We start from the raw sequence: 25,426 nt of genomic DNA, 5'->3' as shown, positions 1-25,426 counted from the left end.
CGACATAGCAACAAGCAAACGGCGGTTGTTGATTTTGGTCACACAAATTATGCGTGCCGTGACGAAAGACTATATATGGTTGCTTTATCGGCAATAAACGATGCGCGTCATGATTGAACCGATGAAATTGCCGAGCTCAGATATCCACGAAATGGCTTTGTTTTCGTTATTTTTATTTGTGACGTGAAGAATAATAGGCTATTATTAATGTAATTTCGCACAACAATTCTATTGCAAAAGCAGATGCTAGTTGTTAAGTGCGGTCATAAATGAGCTGGCTAGAGTTCTGAGATACGCAATCACGACTTCAGATGTGTCATCGATGCCGAAAATTGCGGAAAAACAAACGATAAGAAGTAAAAAAGGAAAACCGATGGAAAATCTGGATACGCACGACGAAAGCGCAGAACTGCTTCTGAGCCTGACCGCGGATGTTGTCGCTGCTTATGTTGGCAATAATTCGATTCGTGCGGGCGAGTTGCCACTGTTGATCGCCGATGTTCATGCCGCTTTCAAGCGTCATGTGGAACGTGAAGAAGCGCCGGTTGTCGTCGAAAAGCCGAAGCCAGCCGTCAATCCGAAGAAGTCGGTTCATGACGACTACATCATCTGCCTCGAAGACGGCAAGAAGTTCAAGTCGCTCAAGCGCCACCTGATGACCCATTACAACATGACCCCGGAACAGTACCGCGAAAAGTGGGATCTCGATCCTAACTATCCGATGGTCGCTCCGAACTATGCCGCCGCGCGTTCGCGTCTGGCAAAGAAGATGGGCCTTGGCCGCAAGCCGAAGGGCGCTTAATCAGCGATCTTGACAGCGCATCGCGAGAACTGTGAAACGGTTTTCGGATTAAGATGTGTCGGACTAAAAAAAGAGAGCGTGCCCCGATCTGCCGCAGGCAGGAAAGGGCGCGCTCTTTGCGTTTCATGGGTAACGGCTTTGGCGGAATATCCATTCGCGCAGTTTTATCTTTGTGAGATGGCGTTGGTCGTCTCATGCAACATCGGCCATTGCCTATGATGGCCTTTTGACGCGGTTGCTTGAATGCGTTTCTTTTGACCGTAATCCTTTCGCGTTCCGCGTGCGGTGCGAGGAACCTCGCGGGTGTCTTTGCCCTCCAACCGGTCGAGCGCCTGTTTCAGGGCGATGTGGCGATTGAGATCATAGCTCCAGTGGCCATTCGCGCCTTTAAGCCGCTCACGTTCGATCAGTCGGGTGAGGCGGCGCGCTGCTTGCTGCTGTTCCACTCCCGATGCCTGCATCAGCCAGTCAATATCTATTCCCGCCATGATTTGCAGGGCCACGCGCTGCACGGCGTTTGAGCGGTTTCGTTCACCTTGTGCGAGAAAGGTTTCGCGGGCCTGTTCCAGCGCGGTTTTCAAGGTTCTCATCCTTGTTTGTCGATGCAAACAGGATGGGTGCGTTTCGAACGATGTGGATAATATTCCTATATCCTGAGAGGCCTTTTTGACATGCGGGCCAGCATCTTGCCTATCGGTCGGCTCAGAGCACCTCTGGATGGCTATGAAAAATACATATATAAAACAGATAGATATTTGTATCAGGCGAGGTAGCCGTCGTGGCTTTTCCGCCTTGATAGTGGAAAGCGTCCCTCATCAGCGTCGCATCGACTATTCCAAAGTCTATCCCGCAAACTTATCCTCCCTTGCAATTTCCTCATTATAAGAAGATATTCCTATTCAGATGAGGGAAGATGAATGTCTTTGGAACTATCGGATGTCATTCATACACGGGCGGATGCTTTTGAAGCGTTGAGGCTGATCGCGGCCCGGCATGGGAGGCCCCTTCTTCTCGACCCGGTTGAAGGAATGACGGATCGCAAGCGGGAGGAGCACAGCGTGCGATTGTGCGAGACGCTGATCGATCTTCTTGTGGCGGCGTTCGGCGTGGACGGCAAGGAGCTGCGTGCGCCGACGCGCTGCCGGCGCAATGTGGCGCGCGTCCGGCAGATCGGGATGTATGTGGCCCATACATCGTTCGGCCTGGCGATGCGGGAGGTGGCGCTGGGGTTTGCGCGGGATCGCACCACGGTGATGCATGCCTGTCATCTCGTGGAGGATATGCGCGACGATGTCGATTTCGACGCCATTGTCACCGCCTTTGAACGCATCGTGAATTCGGCCTTTTCAACCTGGAGGATGGCGGCATGACCACACAGTTTTCGACGTCCGAAATGCGCGTGATGCGTTTCCTGAAAACAGGCGCCTGCGAAATACAGGATTCGGTTCGCGACACGCATATGCTGCTGGTTGGCGAGCAGGGGTCGATAGCGATCACCCGGGATGAAATCGCAGCCATGTGCGGCAAGGGTTTGCTGCGGGTGGACGGGCAGAAGCTGGCGCTTTCCGGTAAGGGGCGCGGGAGCGCAAAATCCGCCAGAAAGGCGATGCATGAACCGGCGCGTATTACCGCTTCCGTCGAAACGGCTCCAGGCGAGACGGTCGAGATCAATCTAGCGGAATCGCCGCTGGCCATGCTCTATCGGCGTAAAGGACCTGACGGAAATGCCTTCATTTCTGAAGACGAGTTCCGTGCGGGGGAACGCTTGCGGGCGGATTTCACGCGGGGGTCGCTGATGCCGTCAATCACGTCGCGTTGGGATATCAGCGTGGGAGGCGGCGGGCGCGGTGGGGCGGGCAGCATGGCGGAACTAACCGATATTGCGCTTGCCAGCCGGATGCGGGTTGAGCGGGCGCTTGAGGCGGTCGGACCGGAGTTAAACGGCGTGCTGGTCGATGTGTGCTGTTTCCTGAAAGGGCTGGAGCGCGTGGAGCGTGAGCGGCAATGGCCGGTGCGTTCTGGCAAGGTTGTCTTGAAAACGGCCCTCGCCATGCTGCACCGGCACTATAACCCGCCGCGCGAAAGCGACCGTCGCCGGGGCGTCGTGCTGCATTGGGGTGCGGATGGCTACCGCCCGGCAGCGCGGCCTCACGCAAGGTGAAGCCGCGCGCGGTCCGGTCAAACCGCCTTGTCTTTCTTAGCGAGGGAGCCTGCGATAATCAGTTTTTGAATATCGCTGGTTCCTTCGTAAATGCGGCAGATGCGGGCGTCGCGATAGATGCGTTCCACGGCGAAATCCTTGAGATAGCCATAACCGCCGTGAACCTGAATCGCTTCCGAGGCGACTTTCTCAGCAATCTCGGAGGCGAAGAGTTTTGCCATGGCGGCTTCCGTCTTGCAGGGCTGGCCTGCATCGCGCAGCCTTGCGACATAATGCAGATAGCTGCGCGCCACCTTGATCTGCGTGTGCATTTCCGCCAGCCGGAAACCGACCGCCTGATGTTCGATGATGGCTTTGCCGAAAGTCTGCCGTTCCAGCGCATAGGCATGGGCATGGTCGAAGGCCGCCTGCGCCAGCCCAAGCGATTGCGCCGCGATGCCAAGGCGACCAAGTTCCAGCGTGCTCATCGCCAGAGCATAACCGCCGCCGACTTCACCCAGCACATGGTCGTCGGCCACGAAAACATCATCGAGCTGCACCTGACAGGTTTCCGAGGCGGCGAGGCCGAGTTTGTCTTCGACGCGCACGCAGACATAGCCCGGTGCAGTCGGCGAAACCAGAAAGGCGGTGATGCGGCGGCGCGGATCGTCGCTCTCGGTCGCAGCAAAAATAATGGCGATATCGGCGGATTTGCCGTTCGACATGAACTGCTTTGCACCGGTGAGACGAAAGCCGCCATCGACACGGACCGCCTTGGTGCGGATTGCGAAAGCATTGGACCCGGCTTCCGGCTCGGTCAGGCCGAAAGCGCCGTTGAAGCGGCCTTCCGCCAGCGGGCGCAGATAAAGCTCCTTCTGCCGGTCGCTCCCGTGCACGCGCAACGGTGTCGAAATGAGACCATTGTGCAGCGCCATCATCGCGCCGATGCTGCCATCGGCGGCGGCGATTTCTTCCAGCGCCAGCACATAGCTCAGATGGTCGGTGGCAACGCCGCCCCATTCCTCGGCAACCAGCATGCCGAGAAAGCCCAGCTCTCCCAGCTCCTGCATTTCGGTCCGTGGAAAATAATGGTGCTCACGGTCGCGCATGGCAGCGGTCGGGGCCAGTTTTTCACGGGCAAAGCTGCGCGCACTGTCGCGGATCATCCGTTGTTCGTCGGTCAGCAGGCAATCATGCGTCATGGTTGGTTTCCTTTAAAAGCGGCTGCGGTTGCAGTGTCAGGCCGTGCAGCACGCCGTCACGCACGAGGCTTTCGATATCCGCGGCAGTAAGTTCCAGTTTTTCATGCAATATGTCGGCGGCATGCGCGCCCAAAGCTGGCGGCGGTGTCGGGGCGGGGCAATCCATGCCGGAAAACCTGGCCGGTTGGCGCAGAACGCGCACCGGACCGCTGGGAGAGCTGACTTCCGGCAACAGCCCGCGCGCACGCACCTGTTCGCTGCCGGTCGCATCGGAGACCGAGAGAACGGGCGAGCAGGGCACATCGTGGGCCTGCAAAGCCTCAATCACCTGTTCGACATTTATTGCAGTGCTCCAGGCCTCGATGATGGCCTTCAGTTCGGCGTGGTTTTCGTTGCGTGCGGTCGCCGTGGCAAAGCGCTGGTCGGTTGCAAGCTGCGGTTGGCCGAGAGCCTCCGCCAGACCGGCGAACTGTTTGGAACTTAAAACGGCAATCGTCAAATAGCCGTCTGCAGCCGCAAAGACCCCGAAAGGCGCGCTCAAAGGGTGACGGTTTCCAACCCGCTTCGGCGGCTTGCTGCCATAAAGCTGCTGGGTAAGTGCTGCAGGCAGAAGATTGAACAGGCAATCATACATGGCGACATCGACAAACTGGCCCTTGCCCGTGCGCTCGCGGGCAAGAAGGGCGGCCAGCGCCGACCAGGATGCAAAAAGCCCGGCGGTCAGGTCCGCAACGGATTCGCCGGTCATCATCGGTGGCCCATCCGGTTCACCGGAAATATCCATGAAACCGGTCACAGCCTGCACGACGAGATCGTAAGCAGGCAGATTGCCCATCGGGCTTTGCTGGCCGAAGCCGGAAATCGCCACATGGATCAGCCGTGGATTGTCTTTGGCAAGCTCGGCATGCCCGAGCCCCAGCCGCTCCATCACGCCGGGGCGGAAATTTTCTACGATGATATCGGCATTCTTTGCCAGTTCGCGGACGATGTGCCGCCCGCGTTCCTTGCGCAGATCAATGGAGATGCTCTTCTTGTTGCGGTTCATCAGCAAGAACAAGCCGCCGCCATCGGCTGTGCCCGGCGTGATATGGCGATAGTCGTCGCCTTCCGGACTTTCGATCTTGATGACTTCCGCGCCAAGATCGCCAAGCAATGCGGTGCAGAACGGCCCGGCCAGAACGCGCGTGAAATCCAGCACGCGAATCCCGTCGAGGCACGGAGCCCTTTCGTTGAACATGGTCGTATCCCCTTATTGTTTAATTTGAGGGGAGGCTAAACGCAGTTCAGTAGCGGAAAAAGAATTGAAATCGAGCAGTCATTATAGAAAAATCCTTTAATGATATCGCTTCGCCAACTCCACTATTTCGTCACCTCCGCCGAGGCTGGCAGTGCAACAGGCGCTGCTGAAAAGCTTAACGTCTCGCAGCCCTCCATATCGGCGGCAATCCGCGATCTGGAACGCGATCTGGGGCAACCGCTTTTCGAGCGGCGGCAGGCCAAGGGGCTGGAACTGACGCCCTTCGGCAGTCGCAAGCTGCAGGAAGCCCGGCTGCTTCTGGCGGGCGCTGAAGACTTCGCCGTATCGGGTAAGGGCGAGGGCGCGGCGCGGCTGACGCTCGGCTATTTCAGTACTCTGGGGCCGGTCTGCATTCCGGGCATATTGGGCCATTTGAAACAGATGTTTCCCGATATGCGCGTGACGCTGCGCGAGTTCGATCTGGAAGGCATGGCGCGGGCGCTGGAAAAGGGCATTGTCGATCTCGGCATTACCTATGATGTGGGACTGCCGGAAACGGTCACATGGGAAACCATGCTGTCTTACGCGCCGCATGCGGTCGTTCCGCCGGACAGTCCGCTGGCCGCGAAGCAGAGTGTGACGCTGGCGGAATTGGCGCGTTATCCGTTCATTCTCGTCGATCTGCCGCTCAGCCGCGAATTCCTGCTGGTGCCGTTCTGGCAGCAGGGTCTGTCGCCGAATATCGTGCTGCGAACCACGTCGGTCGAGATGGTGCGCGGCATGGTCGCAAATGGCCTCGGCGTGTCGCTGCTTTTCACACGGCCCGGCCATGATTTCAGCCATGATGGGCGCAAGGTCGTGTGCCTGCCGATAGAAGATGAAACGCTGCGCCAGCGTCTGGTGCTGGCCTATCCGTCTGGAGGGCCAGCCACGCAGACGGCGCAGGACGCCATGCCCGCAATCCGCGACTGTTTTGCCGCACGGTCATTTCAGGCAGAACGCAAGAGCGTCGATTGACAGTGGCTGGATGCCACCTTATCGCAAGGGAAAAGCCGGTGCGACCGGGCGGGGAAATTGGGGAGAATTTGCATGTCGTCGACTATCCGGGATCGGCTGGAAGCTGTTCTGGCGCGCCTTGAAGCCCGCCGCGCACATGAGCGTGTTTTCAGCAAGATTTATACGGAACGGGCGCGGGCGGAAGCAGATGCCGCCGATGCGCGGCTTCGGTCTGGTCAGGCTCTCGGTCCGCTGGATGGCCGCCTTGTTTCCATCAAGGATCTTTTTGACGTTGCGGGCGAACCGACGCTGGCCGGGTCGGTGGTTCGGCACACAGCCGCGCCTGCGGCCAAGGATGCGGTAATCGTGCAGCGCCTGCGCGATGCGGGCGCTGTGATCGTCGGCAAGACGCATATGACTGAATTTGCCTTCACGCCGGTTGGTCTCAATCCGCATTATGGCGAGCCGGGCAATGCCGTCGATCCGACGCGCATTCCGGGCGGGTCGTCGTCCGGCGCGGCGGTCTCCGCGGCGGAAGGCACCAGCGAAATCGCCATCGGGTCGGATACGGGCGGCTCGGTGCGCATTCCTGCGGCGCTGAACGGTATCGTCGGTTTCAAGCCGACGGCGCGGCGCATTCCACTGGATGGCGCATTTCCGCTGGCGCCGTCGCTCGATTCCATTGGGCCGCTCACCAGAACGGTTGCGGATGCCATTTTGACCGATGCCGTGATGGCGGACGAAGCGCCGGTTCTGCCGGATGCGGTGCAGCTCTCTAGGCTGCGAATCGCTGTGCCGCGGGGCTATCTGCTGGACGCGATGGAACCGGATGTGGCCGCGCATTTCGAGGCGTCGCTGGCCGCGCTTGAAAAGGCCGGCGTGAAGCTTGTCGATATCATGCTGGACGATTTGATCCAGCGCTGGCGCGAGGCAAGCACGGCGGGATCGATTGTCGGTATCGAGGCAAGCCGCATCCATGCCGACACATGGCTGCGCGATCCCGACGCCAATGTCGATCTGCGGGTGAAACGCCCGCTAACGGTGCGTCTGCAAGTGCCGGACGAGACCTATCAAGCCATGGTGGCAACCAGAAATCAGCTGATCCGCGAGATGGATGAGCGGTTGAAGGGCTTTGACGCATTCGCCACGCCCGCCACGCCGATTGCCGCGCCGACGATCGCTTCGGTCAGCCATGACGAGGACGAATATGACCGCGTGGAAGGGCTGACGCTGCGCGATACGCAGGTCGGCAACCAGTTCGATCTGTGCAGCATCACGCTACCCATGCCGGGCATGAAGCTGCCGACAGGCCTGATGCTGACCGCGCGCGGCGGCACCGACAAGCATCTGCTTGCGCTCGCCCTGTCGGTGGAAAAGCTATTAGGCTGAGAGCTTTGCCGCTTCCGCTTCACGGCGGATGCGGGCGACCATGGCGCGCAGGCCGTTTGAGCGCTGCGGGGTCAGATGCTCGTCAAGGCCGAGCGTCTTCAACACGCTTTCCGGCTCGATGGCGAGAATTTCCGAAGCGCGTTTGCCGGAATAGAGCGCCAGTACGATGGCGACGAGACCGCGCACGATATGCGCATCGGAATCGCCCAGAAATTCGATCACCGGGTCTGCGCCGCTCTGCGGCATGGTCTTGAGCCAGACCTGACTGACGCAGCCCTGAACCTTATGTTCGGCATCGCGCGCGTCGTCGGGATAGGGGGACAATTCCTTGCCGAGATCGATGACATAGCGATAGCGATCTTCCCAGTCGTCGAGAAATTCGAAGTCGGACATGATGCTATCGATTGTGGTCGTCATGATACTCACCTGAAATGCCGTCTTGCGGTGTTGTGCCGCTTATATAGTCATGAATGGCGGCAAGGTCACGGGAAAGATCAGTGTTTTGCCGGGATCGCGCCCGTGGTCCGGCGATCCAGCGTGCGCAAGGCTGCCGCACGCGAGGTCGGGATCGGGATATTGTTCAAACCGCTTGTTTGAGGAGCGGCTTGCTCGGACAGAATTTCGGAGACCGTCATTTCGGGCTTTTCAGCGACGGCTACGGGTTGCGGTGCAGCAGGCGCTTCGCTTTTGTTGCCGAAACGCTGGCTTAGATAATCCAGCATCTGGCCGCTGCCCTTGAGCAAACCGCTACCCGCGCTGGAAATCAGCGATGTGCCATTCTCGCAGAAATCCGGATTGTTCACGCAAAGCTTGCCGATCTCGATGGCCGTTTTGCCATTGGCCAAAAGCTGATCCACGGTGCTCGTCCCGTCCGTCGGCTGAGCGACGGCGGCGGGTTTTTCGGCAACCTTGTTTTCCTGTTCCGCTGGGAAAAAGCGCGGCATCACGATGAATGCCAGCGACAACCAGAATACGGATTTGATGAGGAAACGGATCATGGCCTTGTTGCTGTTGCACGCCTTCAGCTAATCGAACGATGTCGCCAATGTCCGATGAAATCGAAAAGATTCCGTAACCGCGCGATTCGCAGTTCTGCGATCCGCAGCGCGGCAGGCGGAAGATTGTGTCATCTTCGCGCTTTCGTACAAGCAATCGCTACCCTCTGTTTACCATAGGTCGAAAAGCACGCCCCTCGCGCTGCTTATCTGCATTCATGGGTCTCGTTTTATCGTTTCCTTAAAGCCTCACCTGCAATCTGGAACGCGCCGGGAATGTTCCTTTCGAATGTTACGGGCCGATGAGTATGTGTATGAGTTTGAGTGAGTAGCGCACGTTGAACGCCATTCTTTTGAAAGCAGCTAAGACCGTTGGCACTGGTGTGCAGACGCTCGGCCGTTTTTACGAACGTTTCTGCCGCCGCTGGGTGAACACGCCAGATGCGACGGCTATGCGTGTTGCCGGCTCGGTGCTTGCCGTGCCGGTGCTACTGGTTGCTGCTGTCCTTGCTTCTGGACTCGCCTCGAGCCTGACCGAATTTGCCATTCTCGCTGCCAGCTTTGCCGGTATTGCGATGATTTTCTGCGCTCTCTCGCTGATGGGATTGAGCCCTGCCATTCTCGGAACGTTGAATTTTGCCGCCTATGGCGCGGGGCTTGCCATCATCGGCACGGTTTCCAGCAGTGATACCGCCTTGTGGCTGATGGCGGCTGGCTTGCCGCTGGAAATCTGGCTTGTCAGCCGCAAGTCTGCCGCCACGATTGCAGGGTGCTTTGCGGGTCTTGCCATTGTCAGCGCCTTTGCGATGACGAGCGGCGGCGTGATCGCCGGCGGTTCGCTGGCCTCCGTCACGGTGCTGGTTCTTTATGCGGCGAGCCTTGTCGCACGCAGCGTCGGTCTGGCCGTCAAGCCGCAGCAGAGTGAAGCTAATACACGCCAAGTTGCCGTGGCCGAGGGCGACGTGCAATTTGTGCTCGATGCGGAAGGCGTCATCGCGTCTGTGGGCGAGAAGACCGCAAAGCTCCTTGGTATGCAGCCGAAAATGCTGGAGGCGACCGCGCTGGTGGACCGTGTCCACGTTGCCGACCGTGTGCACTATCTTTCGCTTCTGGCCGACCTGCGTTCGGGGATTGCGTCCAAACGTGTCGATATCCGCTTGCGCTCCATCGAAGCTGGAAGCCCGGTTTTCCGCGCCTATCGTCTGGAAGGGCTGAATGCCGCTGGCGTGATCACGCTGGTTGGCCGTTCGCTGGAAGGCGAACAGAAGCTTCTGGACGAAATCGCCACCTTGAGGGCCGAGCTGGAATCCGAGCGCGTCGGAAAGGGCCGTCTGCTCGCTTCGGTCAGCCATGAACTGCGCACGCCGCTCAATTCCATTATCGGTTTTTCCGACATGCTGTCGCATGGGGTGGGCGGTCAGCTCGCCAATGAAAAGCAGCGCGAATATGCGGGTCTGATCCATCAGTCGGGGCATTATCTGCTGGAACTGGTGAATGCGGTTCTCGACAATTCGCGGCTGGAAACTGGCACTTATGGCATTGCGCCGCAGAGCTTTGCCTTCCGCGACGTGGCTGAAATGTGCGCTTCGGTCATGCTGCCACAGGCGGAAAAGAAGGGCGTTGCCTTCTGCCATCGTGTCGGTACTGGCGTTGGCGAGCTTAAGGCCGACCGCCGCGCGGTGCAGCAGATATTGCTCAATCTGGCGGCCAATGCCGTGAAGTTCACCGAGACGGGCGGTTGCGTCACCATCGACGCCGCCCGCATGGTGGCTGACGGTCGCGCCATGCTGGAAATCAGCGTTTCGGACACCGGCATCGGTATAGAGCCGGAAGACCTGCAGCGCATCGGCATGCCTTTTGTGCGCGCCGACAACAGCTATACGCGCGCTCAGGAAGGAAGCGGCCTTGGCCTGTCCGTGGTCAAGGGCCTTGTGGAACTGCATCAGGGGTCGATGAACATCAAGAGCTGTCCCGGCGAAGGCACGGTCGTTACCGTCCGCCTACCGGTGGCAGGTCCGCACTATCTCGCGGGGGATGACGAACAACAGGAACTTGGCACGGTGATCGATATGCACCGTCACCAGGGAGAAAGGCGCAATGACTGGCAGAACGACGAAGACCGGGAGCAGAACCCAGAGCGGATCGCAGACCCGCTCCGCACGCAGACCCGCAAAACAGCGTAGTCTGGGGGCCAGGCTCCTTCGATTCTTCTTCAACTCGGCCTCGGCACTGGCCATCGTCGCCGGTGACTTTGTCGTGCGCAATCCGGTACTCACCGGCGGGGCAACGGCGTTTTTCGTGGTGATGAGTTTCGTTTCCGCCAATGCGCTCTGGTATCAGCCGGAGGCGCATAATGCCGTGTTCTTCCGGACAAGACCCGATTTCGTTTTCAAGCCGACGCCGCGCGCGGTTCTGCCGGGAACTGCCGCTGCCAGTCAGCCTGACGCAAAGCCCGTCGAGACGGCAAGGGTCGAGCCAAAGCCTACCGGTAACACGACCCCGCAGGGCGTGAGCGATGCCGACCTTTCGGCAGACCGCATGCACGTGACTGCGACGGACGATATGCTGCCAGCGCTTGCGCCCAATGCCGATCTGGAGATTGCCCGCCTGCAACAGCGTCTTTCAATGCTGGGCGTCTATAAGGGCCCGGTCGATGGCTTTACCGGCCCGCAGACTCGCGAGGCCGTGGATCGCTGGCGCGCCTTGCAGCAAAAGCTTGGCGTGCAGCAGGCCAGTGTGCCCGCTCAGGTCGAAAGCCCGGCGCCTGCTCAACAGGACGAAATCGCCAAGGCCATCGAAGTGGTGCCGACGCCGCGCCCGCAATTAACCGCGCAGCCTGCTGTGTTGAAAAGCGAAACGCCTTCAAAGCCGAAACCTGATCTCGCCGCCTATCAAAAGCCGGTTCAGAAAAAAGAGCCGACTGAGGCACCGGCAGGTCCGTCGGAGAAAATCTCCTCGCAGGATATCATCCGCGTGCAGGCCGGGCTGAAGGCTTTCGGCAATGATATGGTGCCGGTCAACGGTCAGCCTGGCAAGGCGACGGAATCCGCCATTCGCGAGTTCCAGAAGCTGTTCAACATGCGCCAGACAGGCGAAATCGATTCCGCGCTCATCGCCAAGATGCGTGAAATCGGGCTCATCAGCTAGAAGCATTCCAGCAAAAGTGCGAAGCGGTTTTGCGTCGGATAATGCGTAAGAAAAAAGTATTTACGCGACCATGCGACTGACATCGGATTTCTGGGTTTCCGCATTGATCCGCCGGGTGCAGGGTGAGGGCGGCTTTGCCTATCTCGCCCGCCGCGGGTCCACGGAAGCAGGCGCTATCTTTATCAAGGTCAGCTCGCGTTTTGGCACCTGCGATCTTTATTCGCCTGCGCCGCAGACCTCCTATGAGGAAGACAATGACGGTGAGCGTAAGTTCCTGCGCATTCTGCATGAAGCTGACGACATGGCGGCAGGTGACCGAATGCAGCGGGAAATCCGCTTCGACCCGGACCTGTGGCTTGTCGAACTGGAAGATGTGGCCGACGCGTCTCTGTTCTTCACTATAGCGCAGGACGGCGAGAATCTCTGAAGATTACTTGACGAGCCTGTTATCCGCAGGCGGTGCGTCGCTATTTGCGGCATTTGCCAGCGGCTCGTCATCATCGGCCATTTCGCGCAGTTTGCTGCGCAGCATCGCCGACATGTCTTCCGCTTTCCACCGGCGTACGAGCGCCATGGCTTTTTCCCGGTCGATGGAACGGTAGATATGCACGAATTCGCGCAGACCGTCGCGGTCCGTATCGATGGTGCCGAGAACGGCGGTCATCACCAGAAAGCATTCGGCGGCGGGAAGACCCAGCGCCTTTAATGCGATGGGCAAATGGGAATCCGGCCATTTCCCGATAATGGCGTCGGTGCGCTCGAACGACAGGTCAAGCGCATCGGCAAGCGCGTTGCGGAAAAACTGGCTGTCGATCAAAAGCGCGGTTTCAATCAGCCGGTCGGAGCCCGGCAGGGTTCCCGCGTTGAAGAATGGCTGTTGCAGGGCACGGGCCAGACGCTCGGAGCTGCCACCGGTCATCAAAGGCGCTTTTGCAGCCGACAGATCGGGTATTTGCGGCTTTTCAAGCGGCTCGGCTTCGATATTCGCAAGGTTGTCCTGCAGCGTCAGCGTGCGATCGATCACCGGATCGGCGAAGCTGCGCAGCACGCCTTGCAACAGAATATCGCCGGACTGGCGGCGCGCGATGGCGCGGGCATGGGCAAGACCATGCTGGCCGATGAGATCGATCAGGTCGCCCGGACGCAATAGCGGCGAGCGCAAAAGAATGGGGGCGGAAATTTCCACCGGCTCGGCGGCAAGCGCGAGCACGACGCGACGCGGGGCTTCTTCCAGCTGGGCGAGGGCATTGGCTGCGTGACGCTTGCCGCGCGTCGTCGCGCATTGCAAAAGCGGCATCACCAGATCATCGAGCTGCTGCATGTCCTGACGGCCGGGGCGCGTGATACCGGCGAACGCAGAAATAGCGGCCGCCAGAAGGTCGTCCGCTTTGCTCCCCGCTTTTGAATTCGACGGGCTCCGGTTGCCTGAAATTTCCTCCAGGGCGCGGAACTGATCATTTGTCACGCAGAATACTCCGGTAGGCATACACTCGCTGCCATCAAAGGTCCCCGCAATGGTCAGCACACCGGATAATAGGCACGAAGCCTTAGCAACTCATTAACCGTGCCGCAGAAGATTCCGCGTCTCTAGCTCCCCTCGAAGGGTGCACACTGGGCGTCATTGAAGAAGCGTTGCACTTCGGCTTTCCAGGTGGCATCCGGCATGAAAACACGTAAGACGGCAGCCCCTTCGCCAATGTTCTGCTCGACGGCCAGCGACTGTGCATCGAGCTGCGACCCGTCAGCCTTCAGGCTCGCCATGCCGACCGGATCCGCGATGATGAGATCAAGCTTGCGTTCATTGGAGACGTTATCGTTGATACTGTAGAGATTGTCGCCGTTCGGCGCGTAGACCGACAAGGACCAGTATGGGACGATGCCTGTCGTGGTCATATGAACGGGGCCATCGGCCAGATCAAAACGGCAGGTCGCTTCCTTGACTAGTGGGTCCCGGTCGCTGACCGGGCCTTTCTTTTCATCGAGCGCGAAGAAGCGATAGGGGGTCGTCGCGCCTTCAATGCGCGCCCAGGCATTCGTGTCCGAATAAACCGGAACGAGGAACAGGACACAGAGGTGGACGATGGCTGCACCGACGAGACCGAGCAGGATGAGGCGGATGAAACTACCCATGGCATTCATCCCCGGTGCGCACAAGTGAAGGCATGACCAGATCGGACAGGCCCGACGAACTTGCGGCGGGCGTGTCGTAAAGCGTCATCACGAGAACAAGGCCTCCACGACCCTCCACAGGTAGCCAGTTTCCAGTGCGGGCATCGGGACCAATGGTGATGGAAACACTGCCGTCGCTATCATACAGGACTTCCTGCGAATGAAGCGCTGTCTGCAGGCCGTCGCGCGGCTTGATGGGGTTGAGGTTGGGCGTCGCCGGATAGATCGTCCAGAACCGGGCTGGCGGGGTGGCTCCGGTCAGGCGATAGGTGCAGCCGCGCTGCAAGTCGCGCCCGCTGCTGTCGCGCCGCGCATAGAAGGGCAGTCCTTCCGCAGTACCAAGCGCCAGATAGGCTTTGCGTGCGGCGCGGGCGCGCGAATAGGGATCGGCGTTCGCTGTTCCATCGTCGGGGAATGCCGTCCATGTGCCGACCTGCAACTCTCCAAAACCGTTGAAACGGTCCAGGATGAAATGAACGCTGAAAATGCCCCCGCCGAGCGCAAGCGCCAGTACAAAAGCAGCTTTGAGAATGGTTTTAAGCATATATCCTCAAAGCACAGAAATCTTGGTCCGCTCTGCAATTTTTGGCAGAGGCGGTGCGGCCAGAAAACGCTCGTGCAACTCCTTGAGAACCTTTGTGGCCATCGGTGAAAGAACCCGCGGCGCTGCTGCCATTGTTTCTTCCGGCTTGGCGTTGGCCACCTGTGGGGCCGGGTTTTTCGGCGGGGCGGGGAAGGGCGGCGTTATGCCGGGGATCGGCTTCAGTTCGATGTTTTGATGCGCATAGGACATCATGCGTTGCCATGCCATGGCAGGCAAAATGCCGCCGGTCATTTCCTTCATCGGCGTGAAATTGTCGTTGCCGAACCAGACCGCCGCCGTGAAATTGCCGGTGAAGCCGACAAACCACGCATCGCGATAGTTTTGTGTTGTGCCGGTCTTGCCGCCGACGCGGGTCATGGGCAGTGCGGCGCGACGGCCCGTGCCGCGTTCCGGCACCTGAACCAGCATGGAATTCATCTCGAAGGCGGCTTTCTCCGACAAAGCGCGGTGCGGTTTGGGCGCATCGCGGGTGAAATCCCACAATACGCGACCATCCGAAGAAACGATCTGCGTGAAGGCGTGGCGATTGCCCGCCATACCGGCATTGGGAAACACGTTGAAGCCGGTGGCCTGATCCATCACGGTCATTTCAGATGTGCCGAGCACCATCGTCTTGTGGGACGAGATCGGCGATTCCACGCCCATGGCCTTGGTCAAAGCGACAATGGGCGCGGTGGTCAGATAATCCTTGGCTAGACGTACCGGCACGCTGTTCAGCGAGCGCACGAGCGCCGTCGTCAGATCAACCCGGCCAGCAAAGCTGCGGCCATAATTGCGCGGCGACCAGTTGCCCCAGCTGACCGGCGCATCGGAAACGATGGTATTGGGCGTCAGGCCCTTTTCCATGGCGGCGGCATAGACATAGGGCTTGAAGGACGAACCAGCTTGACGCAGCGCCCGGGTGGCGCGGTTGAACTGGCTTTCGCCATAGTCGCGCCCGCCAACAAGCGCGCGCACCGAGCCATCATTGGCGAGAACGACGGTTGCAGCCTCCGCAACATTATATTCCTTGCCGTACTGGCGCAGGTGATATTCGAGCGATTCCTCCGCAGCCCGCTGGATATTGCTGTCCAGCGTTGTGCGCACGATCAGCGTGTGCTGTGGCATCTGGCCTGCCACGCGCTTGACCTCATCGAAGGCCCAGTCGAGGAAATAGTCCGGGCTTTCATTCTTGGCGCGGTCGATGACGCTTGCCGGATGGCGGCGCGCAACGGCGACCTGACCTTCGCTCAGAAAGCCGCTCTCAACCATATTGGACAAGACGACATTGGCGCGGGCACGCGCGGCTGGCAGATTGACATGCGGCGCGAATTTGGCCGGCGCCTTGAACAGGCCTGCCAGCATGGCGGCTTCGGCGAGCGAGACATCCTTGATGTTCTTGCCGAAATAGAACTCGGAAGCGGCTGCGATGCCGAATGTGCCGCCGCCCATATAGGCGCGGTCGAGATAAAGCTGCAGGATTTCCTTCTTGCTCAGATTGCTTTCCAGCCAGAGCGCCAGAAAGGCTTCCTTGATCTTGCGTTCCAGCGTGCGTTCGTTGGAAAGGAACAGGTTCTTTGCAAGCTGCTGGGTGATGGTCGAACCGCCCTGCACAACGCCATTGGCGCGCAGATTCTGGCCGAGCGCGCGGCTGAGGCCCCAGAAATCGATGCCAAAATGGTCGAAAAAGCGGCGGTCTTCCGTACCCAGAACCGCCTTGATGACATGATCCGGCAATTCATCGATGGGCACGGCCTGACGGTGCAAAATGCCGCGCTGGCCGATTTCATTGCCGTAGCGATCAAGGAAAGTGACGGCGTAATCATCCTGCGCGCGCCAGTCTTTCTTGGTTTCCTCAAAAGCGGGCAGCGCCAGCATCAGAAGCACCACGGAACCCGCAACGCCGAGCGTAAAACCTTCGTCCAGAACTTCGACGACAAAGCGCCGGAAGCCGCGCACGCGAAAGCGGCGCGAAAATATGGTGATGTTTTCCCACCATTCGCCGAGACGGAAATGCAGATTGTACAGGCCTGAATCGATCCAGGCGTCGAGTCCAATCAGGCGTGAAACCCGGAAGGGCTTCCGCTGCTTTTTTCCGGAATCTTTGTCTGCCGTATGACGCATAAACTCTGACTTCGGCACTAGAGAATTGGGAAATGCACTGAACTTGCCCGTTTATTATAGCAAACTAATAGGCCACGAGCCTAGTGGGTGGAAGTTGACGTTTGGTTGCTAGCCAGCGGATGAGCAAAAATTTAATGGCAATCGTGAAAAGCCAGCAGAAACATAAAGTTGCCAGCTATTTTATAAGGTCGATGGTAACATTGCGGGTGAAGCCGTCGCCGACGGCGCCTCAATTACTTAAGTGTTAGCTAAAATAATGAGTTGAGCTGCCATATCATAAAATAGGAAAAAAGTCCTTGACTGTGTAACGGTGCTTTGGTAGTCATTGGCTACGGTCGAAGAAGTGTAACCGCAGCCGGTGATTGCGGGAATAACTCCTCGAACCAAACATGTTCATAACCCCGCAGGCGTCCGCGCTTCCGGGGTTTTTTATTAAGTGCATACCGAAAGCGCAGGTGCCGCAGTTGGTTATCACAACACGACAGGCGCGGAGCGAAACGCGTCTCCGGCATGCCTATGCATTGCAGATGGCTCACGGCATCGACAGCGCCGAATTGGCCGAGGTGCTGGGCTATTCTCTGGACAATTATCTGGTGCGGCTGCGCCGGTTACAACTGGTCGCACCGTCGGGCGCGGCGCTCAAACCGCAGGCAAAAACCGATCCGGCGCTGGAACGGTTGCAGACCGAATTGAAACGGTTGCTCGATGCGGAAGAACTGCTGGACAAAAGCAAGGCCGAGGCCTTGATGGCGCTGGCGAGGGCCGTGAAGACAGTGAGCGAACTTTCCGCTGAAGCGGCCGCCCCGGCGCGTTCGGAGGAAAGTTCCGCGGTCAGCGTCAACGAGGCGCGGCAGGCTTTGCTACGGATAGACAGGAGAATTGAGGAACTTGCAAAAAGGCGCGCAAGGGAAATCCTGGGGCGCGGGCTTGACGCGAATGCAGGTGATGGCGGCGGGGGACGAGTGGCTTCTCGACGACACGGCGCATTGCTCTTGGAACGGAAACGGCTGCGGGTCTGCACTTGAAACTGTTTCATCCACTCGATGACATCTATGGTTTTGCGCCGCTTGAGGCAGCGTTGATGGCGCTCGATACGCATAATGCTGCGGGCGCGTGGAATAAGGCATTGCTCGATAATTCGGCGCGACCGTCCGGCGCGCTGGTCTATGCGCCGAAGGATGGCGGCAATCTGACCGAGGAGCAGCTCGAACGCCTGAAGGCCGAACTGGAAGAGGGCTAAACGGGCGCGTCGGGCGCCGGGCGGTCGCTGCTTCTGGAAGGCGATGGGCTACAGCCCGCAGGATATGGACTTCATCGAAGCCCGGAATGGCGCTGCCCGCGACATTGCGCTGGCTTTCGGTGTGCCGCCCATGCTGCTCGGCATTCCCGGCGACAATACGTATGCCAATTATGCCGAGGCGAACCGGGCGTTCTACCGGCTGACCGTGCCCCTTGATGGGGCGTATGGCCAAGGCATTCAGCAACTGGTTGGGGCCGCTTTTCGGCGAGAATTTGCGTCTCGACTACGATGCCGACCGCATAGAAGGACTTTCCGCCGAGCGTGAAGCGCTGTGGCGGCGCGTGTCCGATGCGCCTTTCCTCACCGATGACGAAAAGCGCGAGGCCGTTGGCTATCAGTCTCAAACGAAAAACAGGAGGTCGTTATGAGCAATCTGAACGACACGGTTTTTGCATCCGATGCCGCGTGGTTGTGGTTCGCCAAGGTGGCGGGTGCTGTTGCAGGCTCGGCGGTGTCGCTTGCCTATATGCTGCCGCATGGCAGGCGCGAGGCGGCAATCCGTTTCGCCGTCGGCATTATCTGCGGCATGGTTTTCGGTGGCGCGGCGGGCGTCAAGATCGCGGAAGCGCTGACGCTCGACGCTGCACTCGGGCGCGCCGAGCTGATGTTGATGGGATCGGCATCGGCCAGCCTTGCCGCCTGGTCGGCGCTGGGTGTGTTCAAGCGGTTCAGCGAAAGGCTTAAACATGCGGCCCTGCCGGGCATTCTTCCCGCCGAAAGGAGCACCGATGGCGAAGCCTGATCTGAAGCTCGAAACCAAGCGCGCTTCGCTGACGCTCGAAAATGTCGAGATCGACGGCAGCTTTTCCGGCTATGCCAGCATTTTCGGTCTGCCGGATCTTAGCAGCGACGTGATCGAGCGCGGCGCTTTCAGCCGCGCCCTGCGGGAACGCGGCACGTCGGGCATCCGCATGTTGAACGCAGATCCGGGAAGACACACGCGGGCTTTATGTCGAAGGCAGGCTTGCCAAGGGGGGGCGCGCAAGGATGCGCGCACCGGTCTGCGCCATATTCTGGAAGCCGATCTCTGGGAAATTTCGGTGGTGACTTTTCCGATGCTGCCGCAGGCGCGCATCGGTCAGGTCAAATCGGATTTGCCGACCATCAGGGAATTCGAACGCTGGCTCACGCGGGATGCGGGGCTGAGCCGTGCGAGCGCACGAACCGTGATAGCCAAGGGCTATGCGCTCGGCGACAACCGGATAGCGCGGGACGCCATCCGGCACGAGGAAGCTGGTCTTGCGCAGCGTATGCGCGATGCCGCGAAAACAATCTCCAATTAAACAGGAACTCCATGGAAAATAATCATGCCATCCCGCTCGAAACCAAGAGCGTGGAAACGAAGTCGCTTGTCTCGCATCAGAATGGCGATGTCGGCGAGGCTTTCGAGGAATTCATGTCCGCATTTTCGGCCTTCCGCGATGCCCATGACGAACGGCTGAAGAAGGTCGAGAAACATGCGGGCGTGGACGTGCCTCTGACCGAAAAGGTCGAGCGTATCAACCTCGCCCTCGATGAGCAGAAGCAGACGCTCGACAGTTACGTATCGCGGCAGTCGCGCCCGCAGCTGGGCGGCGCTTCTGTTATGGGCAATGTCGAACACAAGCAAGCCTTTGACGGCTATGTGCGCCGCGGTGACGAGCAGACGCTGCGCGGTATCGAGCAGAAGGCGCATTCCTATGCTTCGGGTGCGGATGGCGGCTATCTGGTGCCTGCCGAGCTTGAAACCGAAATCGGTCGCAGGCTAGCCGTGCTGTCGCCGATCCGCGGCATTTCCGGCGTGCGTCAGGTATCCGGCGCTGTGCTGGAAAAGCCGTTTTCCATCACGGGTCCGGCAACGGGCTGGGTTGGCGAAACCGATGCGCGTCCACAGACTGCATCGGCGAAGCTGGCCGAATTGCAGTTCCCGATCATGGAAATCTACGCCATGCCGGCGGCAACGGGTGCACTTCTCGACGACGCTGCGATCAATGTCGAACAGTGGATTGCCGAGGAAGTGGATACCGCCTTCGCCGAACAGGAAGGCGCTACCTTCGTCAATGGCGATGGTGTCAACAAGCCGCGCGGTTTCCTGAATTATGACAGTGTCGCGGAAAGCGCCTGGGAATGGGGCAAGCTTGGCCATATCGCCACCGGCGTCGCTGGCGCGCTTCCTGCGACCGATCCGTCCGACAAGCTGATCGAGTTCACGCAAGCTTCGTCATGGAGCTGAAAGGCATTGCGGCAAGCGCGGGCCGAAGGTCACGAGTTACAGCTATTTCGGCAATGCCGCTTATGCGGTGGCCGAAGGTGAGATTGCGTTCATTCGTCGGGTCTGGGCCGATGGACAGGAACTCGATCTCACCGAAATTGAAATGCGTGTCTATCGCGGTGACGCCGCGCAGCAGCCCGATCCGCTGATTGAGGCCAAGCAGGGCACCGGCAATGCGCCCGCCTATCGCGGCACGGCCTATGTCGTGTTCGAGCGCATCCCGCTCGACACTTTTGGCAACCGGCTGCCGCAATTCGAGTTCGAAGTGGTGCGCCCGGTCGGCAAGGTGGCGCGAGATCTGCGCGCGGTGGCGCTCATTTCCCAGCTCGACGGAATTCGGGCTGATGCCCGATCCGGTCACCGACGAGCCGACACCGGGAACCAAGCGGTCACTGAACCGCAATGCGGTGCGCGCCCGCAGCGACTGGACGGCGGCGCTTGACGAGTTGCAGGCGCTTTGTCCCGGTCTGCGTCATGTCGCAATTGTGGTGCCATGGTTTGGTGACGATCTCAGGGCAGGCTTTTGCCATATCCGCCCCGGCGTGACCGAACTTTCCGTGCGCAAGCCGAGCCACGTCTGGAAGGTGGAAAATGTTGCACGCTCTGCCGCGCATCTCATCTCGATGAATGGCAGCGGGTCGGCCTATGGCGGCACACCATCGGACGAAAGCGTTATCGCCGCCATCCGCGATGCCAGGGCGCGGGGTTTGGGCGTGACGCTCTATCCGTTCATCATGATGGATATTCCGACAGGCAATACGCTGCCTTCCCCTTATGACGGCGTCGGGCAGCCCGTCTATCCGTGGCGCGGGCGCATTACCTGTCATCCGGCAATCGGTTTCGTCGGCACGCCCGACAAGACGCCGGAGGCGGCCGATCAGGTCACGGCTTTTGTCGAAGGAGAGTGGGGATATCGCCGCTTCCTGCGCCATTGCGCCGATCTGGCGGTGCAGGCGGGCGGCGTCGATACATTTTGATCGGTTCGGAATTGCGCGGCCTCACCAGCATTCGCGATGCGCGCGCGAGCTTTCCGTTTGTGACAAGCCTCTGTTCGCTGGCAGCAGAAATGCGCCAGCTTCTGGCAGCGCCTGCCACATCACCTGTGGCGCGGACTGGACGGAATATTTCGGCTATAAGGCGCAGAACGGGACCGGCGATCTGTTCTTCAATCTCGATCCGCTCTGCTCGCATCCGGCCATTAATGCCATCGGCATCGACAATTACATGCCGCTGGCCGACTGGCGCGACGGCGACCTTGACGGAAGCAACCCGGACGGTTTCGACGGGCCCTATGACTTTGCCGGTCTCACCAGCCAGATCGAGGCGGGCGAGGGCTATGACTGGTATTATGGCAGCGACAGCAATCGCACCGCGCGCCGGCGCACGCCGATCACCGATGGGCTGGCAGGAAAGCCGTGGGTCTATCGCTACAAGGATATCCGCGCCTGGTGGAGCAATCCGCATTTCAACCGTATCGACGGGGTTGAAGCGGCAAGCCCGACCGGCTGGGTGCCGCAGTCGAAACCCATCTGGTTTACAGCGCTTGGCTGCCCGGCGGTGGATAAGCGGCCGAACCAGTCGAATTTCTTTCCAGATCCGAACTCGTCGGAAAATGCCACGCCCTATTTCTCGAATGGATCACGCTCCGATGCCGCCATGGAGCGGTTTCTGCGTGCCCATTACCAGCACTAGCCAACGGCCAATATTGTGTCGCCGGTCTATGGCGGGCCAATGCTGGATATGGACCGTATCTATCTCTGGGCGTGGGACACGCGACCTTTTCCGGAATTTCCACTTGGCAGCAGTATTTGGGGCGATACTGCCAACTGGCGTCTTGGCCACTGGCTGGACGGGCGTCTGAGCGGCGTCGCACTGGATGAGCTGATAGAGGCGATCCTTGCTGATTTCGGTCTGCCGCAGGCGGATTGTTCCGGCGCGGATGGCTATCTCGCCGGTTTTACTATTTCCGAATCATCGATTGCGCGGGGCGTGCTGGAGCCGCTTCTGAATGTCTTTGGCGTGCATGGCTTTGAGCAGGCGGGCCAGTTCGTGTTCAGGAGCATTGCGCGGGTGTCGTCAGCCGTTGCGATCAGCGACCTGCTGGTGCAGCCGGATGAAGGAGTTCCATTCACGGCCGAACTGGAAGGATCTGGGCACATTGCCCGCGACGGTCGAATTTTACTGTAGCGATCCGCTGCGGGATTTTCAGGTTGTCGGCGCGGCGGTGCGCCGCGACGAAGGGCAGGGCAGCGAGAGCATCAGCCTGTCCGGTTCCATGGAGCAGGGGCAGGCGGCGGCACTTGCCGAAAGCTGGATGGCGCGTCGTTATGCCGAGCGGCGAACCGCGTCCTTTGCGCTGCCATGGTCTGCGGCGTCGCTTCATGTCGGAGACCGGCTGCGCCTCGATAGGCTGGGTGGTGCGCGTGATTATGTCATAACCAGCCTTGATGACGGCTCCGTGCGCTCCGTCAAGACCACGGCGCTGGCCCCCGAATATCGTCTTTGCGGATCGGGGCGAGACGCCGCAGGCCGTGCCCGGCGGACCGGCGATCGATATGAAACAATTGTTCCATCTCATCGACCTGCCGCTTTGGCCGGGGGCGGAGGAACCTGCGGGTCAGTTTCGTATCGCGGCCCACGCCAAGCCATGGCGGGGTGTCGCGGTCTATGCCTCCCCGACCGACGAAGGTTTTGCCGAGCGGGCGAGGATTACCGAACGGGCGGTCATGGGCGAGCTGGCTGCGCCGCTTGCCGGGGCCCCGAGCGGACGTTTGCAGGAAGGGCATTCAGTCGAAGTCGCGCTCTATGCGGGCGAACTGCAATCGCGTCCACTGGCGCAGATTTTGAACGGTGCCAATACCGGGCTGTTGCAAGCGCCCAATGGGGATTGGGAAATATTCCAGTTTCTCGATGCGGAACAGGTCGGCGCTAATCGCTGGCGTTTGTCGCGGCTGTTGCGCGGGCAGCTTGGCACGGAAGCCGCCGCACTTGCCGACAAGCGGGTCGAAACGCCGTTCATCCTTCTGGATGTGGCGGTGAGTGGGGTGGGCCTGTCGGCGTCCGAACTGGGGCTCCAACTCTACTGGCGCGTTGGAACTGCGGGCAAGACCTTCTCGGATGCTTATTTCGATACGGTCTAACAGAGCGGCGGTTTGCGCGGGCTGACGCCGCTAAGCCCGGTTCATCTGAAATATGATGGTGCAGCCAATGGCGACCTCGCTTTTACCTGGAAACGGCGCGGGCGGATCGACGCCGACAGCTGGCTTGGCGAAGACATCCCGCTGGGCGAGGAGCGCGAGCTGTATAGCGTCGAGGTCTGGCAAAATGGCGCCTTTGTGCGGCGCGAACAGGTCACATCGCCGGCATGGACTTATGCCAAGGCGATTCGCACCGCCGACTTCGGTACGACTGCATTTCAGCTGCGCATTGCGATGGTCAGCACAAAAATCGGGGCCGGGGATACGGCCATACTCAATCTGGCGGCTGCCCTATAATTTACGGAGAAAAGACATGACGGACGACAAAGCCTGGTATCTTTCCCGCACTGTCTGGGCGGGGCTGGTGTCGATCATTCTGGGGCTGGCGGGCGCTTTTGGGATCGCAAACAACGCCGTTGATCAAGGCGCGCTAACGGATGTTTTACTGCAACTGGCCGCGGCAATCGCTGGAATTGTTACGATATTCGGTCGCATCAAGGCAACTTCACGCATTTCATAATTTCACAAAGCGTGATAGCAAAGGGAAGTTATCCTTTATAGTCTATAGCGAGAACAGCCTGTTCATGCATCGTTCAGCTGTCGTGCGCTATACAAGGCGGCATGATGAAAAAGAACTCTGCTCTCAAAGTTTTCGCGCTTCTCGCGGTGAGTTTTGGCTTGTTGCCTATCGGCGGCATTGTCGATGCTGGCGCTATGCCGATTGCTGCGCCGCAGACCTCCAATCTTGTGATCGCCGCTGCGGGTGACTGTGCAGCCGTGGGCGAACAGGTTGCGGCCAAACAGGGCGGGCAGCTCGCCAAGGCGACGCCTTCCACCCAGAACGGCGCACCGGTCTGTGTTGTCGTCGTGCTGGTCCCCGGTCGCGACGGTGAGCGTCCGCGTCGCGTCGAAGTGGCTGTGCCCAATCGATAAAATTCCCGGCAGGGGTTTAGAGCATTTCCAGCAAAAGTGCGAAGCGTCTACGCGGGGAAATCAATTCGCTGGACTGATTTCTTATCCCGCTTCGATGCGCAGGATAATGCGTAAAAACAAATAGATAGAGCGGTTCCACGATTCTGTTTTAAAAGGAACCGCTCTAGAAGCGGGTTTGCATTCCATGAGCAGGCCGGCTTTTCCTTTGCATATGATCCGTTGAAGGGAGACAGCCCGCTTGCGTATCCTGATTGTTGAGGACGACAAGGACCTGAACCGGCAGCTTTCCGATGCGATGGTTGCCGCAGGTTATGTGGTCGATAGCGCCTATGATGGCGAAGAGGGTCATTTTCTGGGTGATACGGAACCCTATGATGCGGTGATTCTCGATATCGGCCTGCCGCGTATCGACGGTATCAGCGTTGTGGAACGCTGGCGTCGCAACGGGCGCGCCATGCCTGTCCTCATGCTAACGGCCCGCGATCGCTGGAGCGATAAGGTTGCCGGTATCGACGCCGGTGCGGATGATTATGTCGCCAAGCCTTTTCATATCGAGGAAGTCCTGGCCCGGCTTCGCGCGCTTATCCGCCGTGCTGCCGGACATGCCTCGTCGGAGATTGTCTGCGGCCCGCTGCATCTTGATACCAAGACCTCCAAAGCCAGCGTCGACGGCGTGTCGCTGAAGCTGACCTCGCATGAATACCGGCTTTTGTCCTATCTCATGCATCATATGGACGAGGTGGTTTCCCGAACGGAACTGGTGGAGCATCTCTACGATCAGGATTTCGATCGCGATTCCAATACGATTGAAGTTTTCGTCGGACGCCTGCGCAAGAAGATGGGCGTTGACCTCATCGAGACCGTGCGCGGCATGGGCTACCGCATGCGCTCCGATGCAGGCGCTGATCCAAAGGGGAACGACAACTGAAGCGTTTTCGCGTCATCCCATCGCTCCGCTCTC

At 59.4% G+C, this 25,426-nt stretch carries 25 protein-coding genes and 6 pseudogenes; 22 read left to right on the top strand and 9 right to left on the bottom strand.

The window, feature by feature from the left end; genetic code table 11:
- Positions 1 to 373: 373 nt before the first annotated feature.
- On the top strand, positions 374 to 802 hold the full coding sequence (locus JAU75_RS04260) for a MucR family transcriptional regulator (RefSeq protein WP_109368585.1): 429 nt from the start codon (positions 374 to 376) through the stop codon (positions 800 to 802).
- A 299-nt stretch (positions 803 to 1,101) separates the two neighbouring features.
- On the opposite strand, the pseudogene JAU75_RS04255 reads toward JAU75_RS04260, so the two are convergent.
- A pseudogene (locus tag JAU75_RS04255) lies at positions 1,102 to 1,392 on the bottom strand (cytoplasmic protein); the annotation flags it as partial.
- A gap of 333 nt (positions 1,393 to 1,725) precedes the next feature.
- Here JAU75_RS04255 and JAU75_RS04250 point away from each other — a divergent pair.
- Both JAU75_RS04250 and JAU75_RS04245 read left to right on the top strand, forming a co-directional pair.
- Positions 1,726 to 2,172 carry a helix-turn-helix domain-containing protein gene (locus tag JAU75_RS04250; protein ID WP_199054939.1) on the top strand — a complete coding sequence of 149 codons (447 nt, stop codon included), beginning with the start codon at positions 1,726 to 1,728 and terminating at the stop codon, positions 2,170 to 2,172.
- Complete coding sequence (locus tag JAU75_RS04245) at positions 2,169 to 2,963, top strand: DUF6456 domain-containing protein (RefSeq protein WP_199054833.1); 795 nt, start codon at positions 2,169 to 2,171, stop codon at positions 2,961 to 2,963. Before JAU75_RS04250 ends, JAU75_RS04245 begins: the two co-directional genes overlap by 4 nt.
- 17 nt (positions 2,964 to 2,980) lie before the next feature.
- On the opposite strand, the gene JAU75_RS04240 is transcribed toward JAU75_RS04245, so the two are convergent.
- Together JAU75_RS04240 and JAU75_RS04235 are read right to left on the bottom strand one after the other, a co-directional pair.
- Positions 2,981 to 4,144, bottom strand: coding sequence for an acyl-CoA dehydrogenase family protein (locus tag JAU75_RS04240; RefSeq protein WP_199054832.1), 1,164 nt, complete (start codon positions 4,142 to 4,144; stop codon positions 2,981 to 2,983).
- Positions 4,134 to 5,381 (bottom strand): CoA transferase, encoded by a 1,248-nt coding sequence (locus JAU75_RS04235; RefSeq protein ID WP_199054828.1) that lies wholly within the window; start codon positions 5,379 to 5,381, stop codon positions 4,134 to 4,136. The genes JAU75_RS04240 and JAU75_RS04235 overlap by 11 nt, the downstream gene beginning before the upstream one ends.
- Positions 5,382 to 5,480: 99 nt before the next feature.
- Here JAU75_RS04235 and JAU75_RS04230 point away from each other — a divergent pair, with 99 nt between their 5' ends.
- Positions 5,481 to 6,398, top strand: coding sequence for a LysR family transcriptional regulator (locus tag JAU75_RS04230; RefSeq protein ID WP_199054826.1), 918 nt, complete (start codon positions 5,481 to 5,483; stop codon positions 6,396 to 6,398).
- 72 nt (positions 6,399 to 6,470) lie between these two features.
- Entirely contained in the window at positions 6,471 to 7,766 is a 1,296-nt protein-coding gene (locus JAU75_RS04225) for an amidase (protein ID WP_199054824.1), read from the top strand.
- On the opposite strand, the gene JAU75_RS04220 is transcribed toward JAU75_RS04225, so the two are convergent.
- Together JAU75_RS04220 and JAU75_RS04215 are read right to left on the bottom strand one after the other, a co-directional pair.
- Positions 7,758 to 8,183 (bottom strand): SufE family protein, encoded by a 426-nt coding sequence (locus JAU75_RS04220; protein WP_199054822.1) that lies wholly within the window; start codon positions 8,181 to 8,183, stop codon positions 7,758 to 7,760. The genes JAU75_RS04225 and JAU75_RS04220 overlap by 9 nt on opposite strands.
- 77 nt (positions 8,184 to 8,260) lie before the next feature.
- On the bottom strand, positions 8,261 to 8,764 hold the full coding sequence (locus tag JAU75_RS04215; protein WP_199054821.1) for a hypothetical protein: 504 nt from the start codon (positions 8,762 to 8,764) through the stop codon (positions 8,261 to 8,263).
- Between the two features lie 335 nt (positions 8,765 to 9,099).
- Between JAU75_RS04215 and JAU75_RS04210 the strand changes: the two genes are divergently transcribed.
- The 3 genes from JAU75_RS04210 to JAU75_RS04200 all read left to right on the top strand — a co-directional run bounded on the left by JAU75_RS04210 (position 9,100) and on the right by JAU75_RS04200 (position 12,335).
- Positions 9,100 to 10,944 carry a HAMP domain-containing sensor histidine kinase gene (locus JAU75_RS04210; RefSeq protein WP_199054820.1) on the top strand — a complete coding sequence of 615 codons (1,845 nt, stop codon included), beginning with the start codon at positions 9,100 to 9,102 and terminating at the stop codon, positions 10,942 to 10,944.
- Positions 10,859 to 11,908, top strand: coding sequence for a peptidoglycan-binding protein (locus JAU75_RS04205; protein WP_199054819.1), 1,050 nt, complete (start codon positions 10,859 to 10,861; stop codon positions 11,906 to 11,908). The genes JAU75_RS04210 and JAU75_RS04205 overlap by 86 nt, the downstream gene beginning before the upstream one ends.
- 70 nt (positions 11,909 to 11,978) lie before the next feature.
- Complete coding sequence (locus JAU75_RS04200; protein ID WP_199054818.1) at positions 11,979 to 12,335, top strand: DUF1491 family protein; 357 nt, start codon at positions 11,979 to 11,981, stop codon at positions 12,333 to 12,335.
- A gap of 3 nt (positions 12,336 to 12,338) precedes the next feature.
- Here JAU75_RS04200 and JAU75_RS04195 read toward each other — a convergent pair whose 3' ends face one another.
- The 4 genes from JAU75_RS04195 to JAU75_RS04180 all read right to left on the bottom strand — a co-directional run bounded on the left by JAU75_RS04195 (position 12,339) and on the right by JAU75_RS04180 (position 16,784).
- The gene (locus tag JAU75_RS04195; protein WP_199054817.1) at positions 12,339 to 13,373 is read right to left on the bottom strand and encodes a DUF2336 domain-containing protein; all 1,035 of its coding nucleotides are present in this window, start codon (positions 13,371 to 13,373) and stop codon (positions 12,339 to 12,341) included.
- A gap of 122 nt (positions 13,374 to 13,495) precedes the next feature.
- Positions 13,496 to 14,038: a hypothetical protein gene (locus JAU75_RS04190; RefSeq protein WP_199054816.1), complete on the bottom strand. Its 543-nt coding sequence runs from the start codon at positions 14,036 to 14,038 to the stop codon at positions 13,496 to 13,498.
- Entirely contained in the window at positions 14,031 to 14,621 is a 591-nt protein-coding gene (locus tag JAU75_RS04185) for a DUF1214 domain-containing protein (protein WP_199054815.1), read from the bottom strand. Before JAU75_RS04185 ends, JAU75_RS04190 begins: the two co-directional genes overlap by 8 nt.
- Positions 14,622 to 14,627: 6 nt before the next feature.
- Positions 14,628 to 16,784: a penicillin-binding protein 1A gene (locus JAU75_RS04180; protein ID WP_199054814.1), complete on the bottom strand. Its 2,157-nt coding sequence runs from the start codon at positions 16,782 to 16,784 to the stop codon at positions 14,628 to 14,630.
- A gap of 389 nt (positions 16,785 to 17,173) precedes the next feature.
- On the opposite strand from JAU75_RS04180, the gene JAU75_RS04175 reads away from it, so the two are divergent.
- From JAU75_RS04175 to JAU75_RS04125, 14 genes and pseudogenes are all read left to right on the top strand, one after another.
- Positions 17,174 to 17,809 carry a hypothetical protein gene (locus JAU75_RS04175; RefSeq protein ID WP_247880368.1) on the top strand — a complete coding sequence of 212 codons (636 nt, stop codon included), beginning with the start codon at positions 17,174 to 17,176 and terminating at the stop codon, positions 17,807 to 17,809.
- Positions 17,791 to 18,452: pseudogene (locus JAU75_RS04170) on the top strand (phage portal protein); the annotation flags it as partial. The gene JAU75_RS04175 and the pseudogene JAU75_RS04170, both read left to right, overlap by 19 nt.
- On the top strand, positions 18,449 to 18,826 hold the full coding sequence (locus tag JAU75_RS04165; protein WP_199054812.1) for a DUF6107 family protein: 378 nt from the start codon (positions 18,449 to 18,451) through the stop codon (positions 18,824 to 18,826). The pseudogene JAU75_RS04170 and the gene JAU75_RS04165, both read left to right, overlap by 4 nt.
- Positions 18,813 to 19,367 (top strand): annotated as a pseudogene (locus tag JAU75_RS04160) (HK97 family phage prohead protease). The gene JAU75_RS04165 and the pseudogene JAU75_RS04160 overlap by 14 nt, the downstream one beginning before the upstream one ends.
- An 11-nt stretch (positions 19,368 to 19,378) precedes the next feature.
- A pseudogene (locus JAU75_RS04155) lies at positions 19,379 to 20,269 on the top strand (phage major capsid protein); the annotation flags it as partial.
- A gap of 94 nt (positions 20,270 to 20,363) precedes the next feature.
- Positions 20,364 to 20,777 carry a hypothetical protein gene (locus JAU75_RS24030; RefSeq protein WP_247880367.1) on the top strand — a complete coding sequence of 138 codons (414 nt, stop codon included), beginning with the start codon at positions 20,364 to 20,366 and terminating at the stop codon, positions 20,775 to 20,777.
- The gene (locus JAU75_RS24025) at positions 20,680 to 21,312 is read left to right on the top strand and encodes a hypothetical protein (RefSeq protein WP_247880366.1); all 633 of its coding nucleotides are present in this window, start codon (positions 20,680 to 20,682) and stop codon (positions 21,310 to 21,312) included. The genes JAU75_RS24030 and JAU75_RS24025 overlap by 98 nt, the downstream gene beginning before the upstream one ends.
- Positions 21,240 to 22,522: pseudogene (locus JAU75_RS24015) on the top strand (glycoside hydrolase TIM-barrel-like domain-containing protein). The gene JAU75_RS24025 and the pseudogene JAU75_RS24015 overlap by 73 nt, the downstream one beginning before the upstream one ends.
- Positions 22,449 to 22,721: pseudogene (locus tag JAU75_RS24010) on the top strand (phage tail protein); the annotation flags it as partial. The pseudogenes JAU75_RS24015 and JAU75_RS24010, both read left to right, overlap by 74 nt.
- A gap of 169 nt (positions 22,722 to 22,890) precedes the next feature.
- Entirely contained in the window at positions 22,891 to 23,475 is a 585-nt protein-coding gene (locus JAU75_RS24005) for a hypothetical protein (protein ID WP_247880391.1), read from the top strand.
- Positions 23,476 to 23,487: 12 nt separating this feature from the next.
- The gene (locus tag JAU75_RS24000; RefSeq protein WP_247880365.1) at positions 23,488 to 23,829 is read left to right on the top strand and encodes a hypothetical protein; all 342 of its coding nucleotides are present in this window, start codon (positions 23,488 to 23,490) and stop codon (positions 23,827 to 23,829) included.
- A gap of 16 nt (positions 23,830 to 23,845) precedes the next feature.
- Positions 23,846 to 24,052 (top strand): hypothetical protein, encoded by a 207-nt coding sequence (locus tag JAU75_RS04135; RefSeq protein ID WP_199054806.1) that lies wholly within the window; start codon positions 23,846 to 23,848, stop codon positions 24,050 to 24,052.
- 104 nt (positions 24,053 to 24,156) lie between these two features.
- Positions 24,157 to 24,465: a hypothetical protein gene (locus JAU75_RS04130; protein ID WP_199054804.1), complete on the top strand. Its 309-nt coding sequence runs from the start codon at positions 24,157 to 24,159 to the stop codon at positions 24,463 to 24,465.
- 238 nt (positions 24,466 to 24,703) lie between these two features.
- Entirely contained in the window at positions 24,704 to 25,393 is a 690-nt protein-coding gene (locus JAU75_RS04125) for a response regulator transcription factor (protein ID WP_199054802.1), read from the top strand.
- Positions 25,394 to 25,426: the final 33 nt, after the last annotated feature.

This window comes from Ochrobactrum sp. Q0168, from assembly GCF_016427605.1.
GTDB lineage: Bacteria > Pseudomonadota > Alphaproteobacteria > Rhizobiales > Rhizobiaceae > Brucella.
Note: the sequence above shows the minus strand (reverse complement) of the source record. Positions and strands in the feature narration are given on the sequence as shown.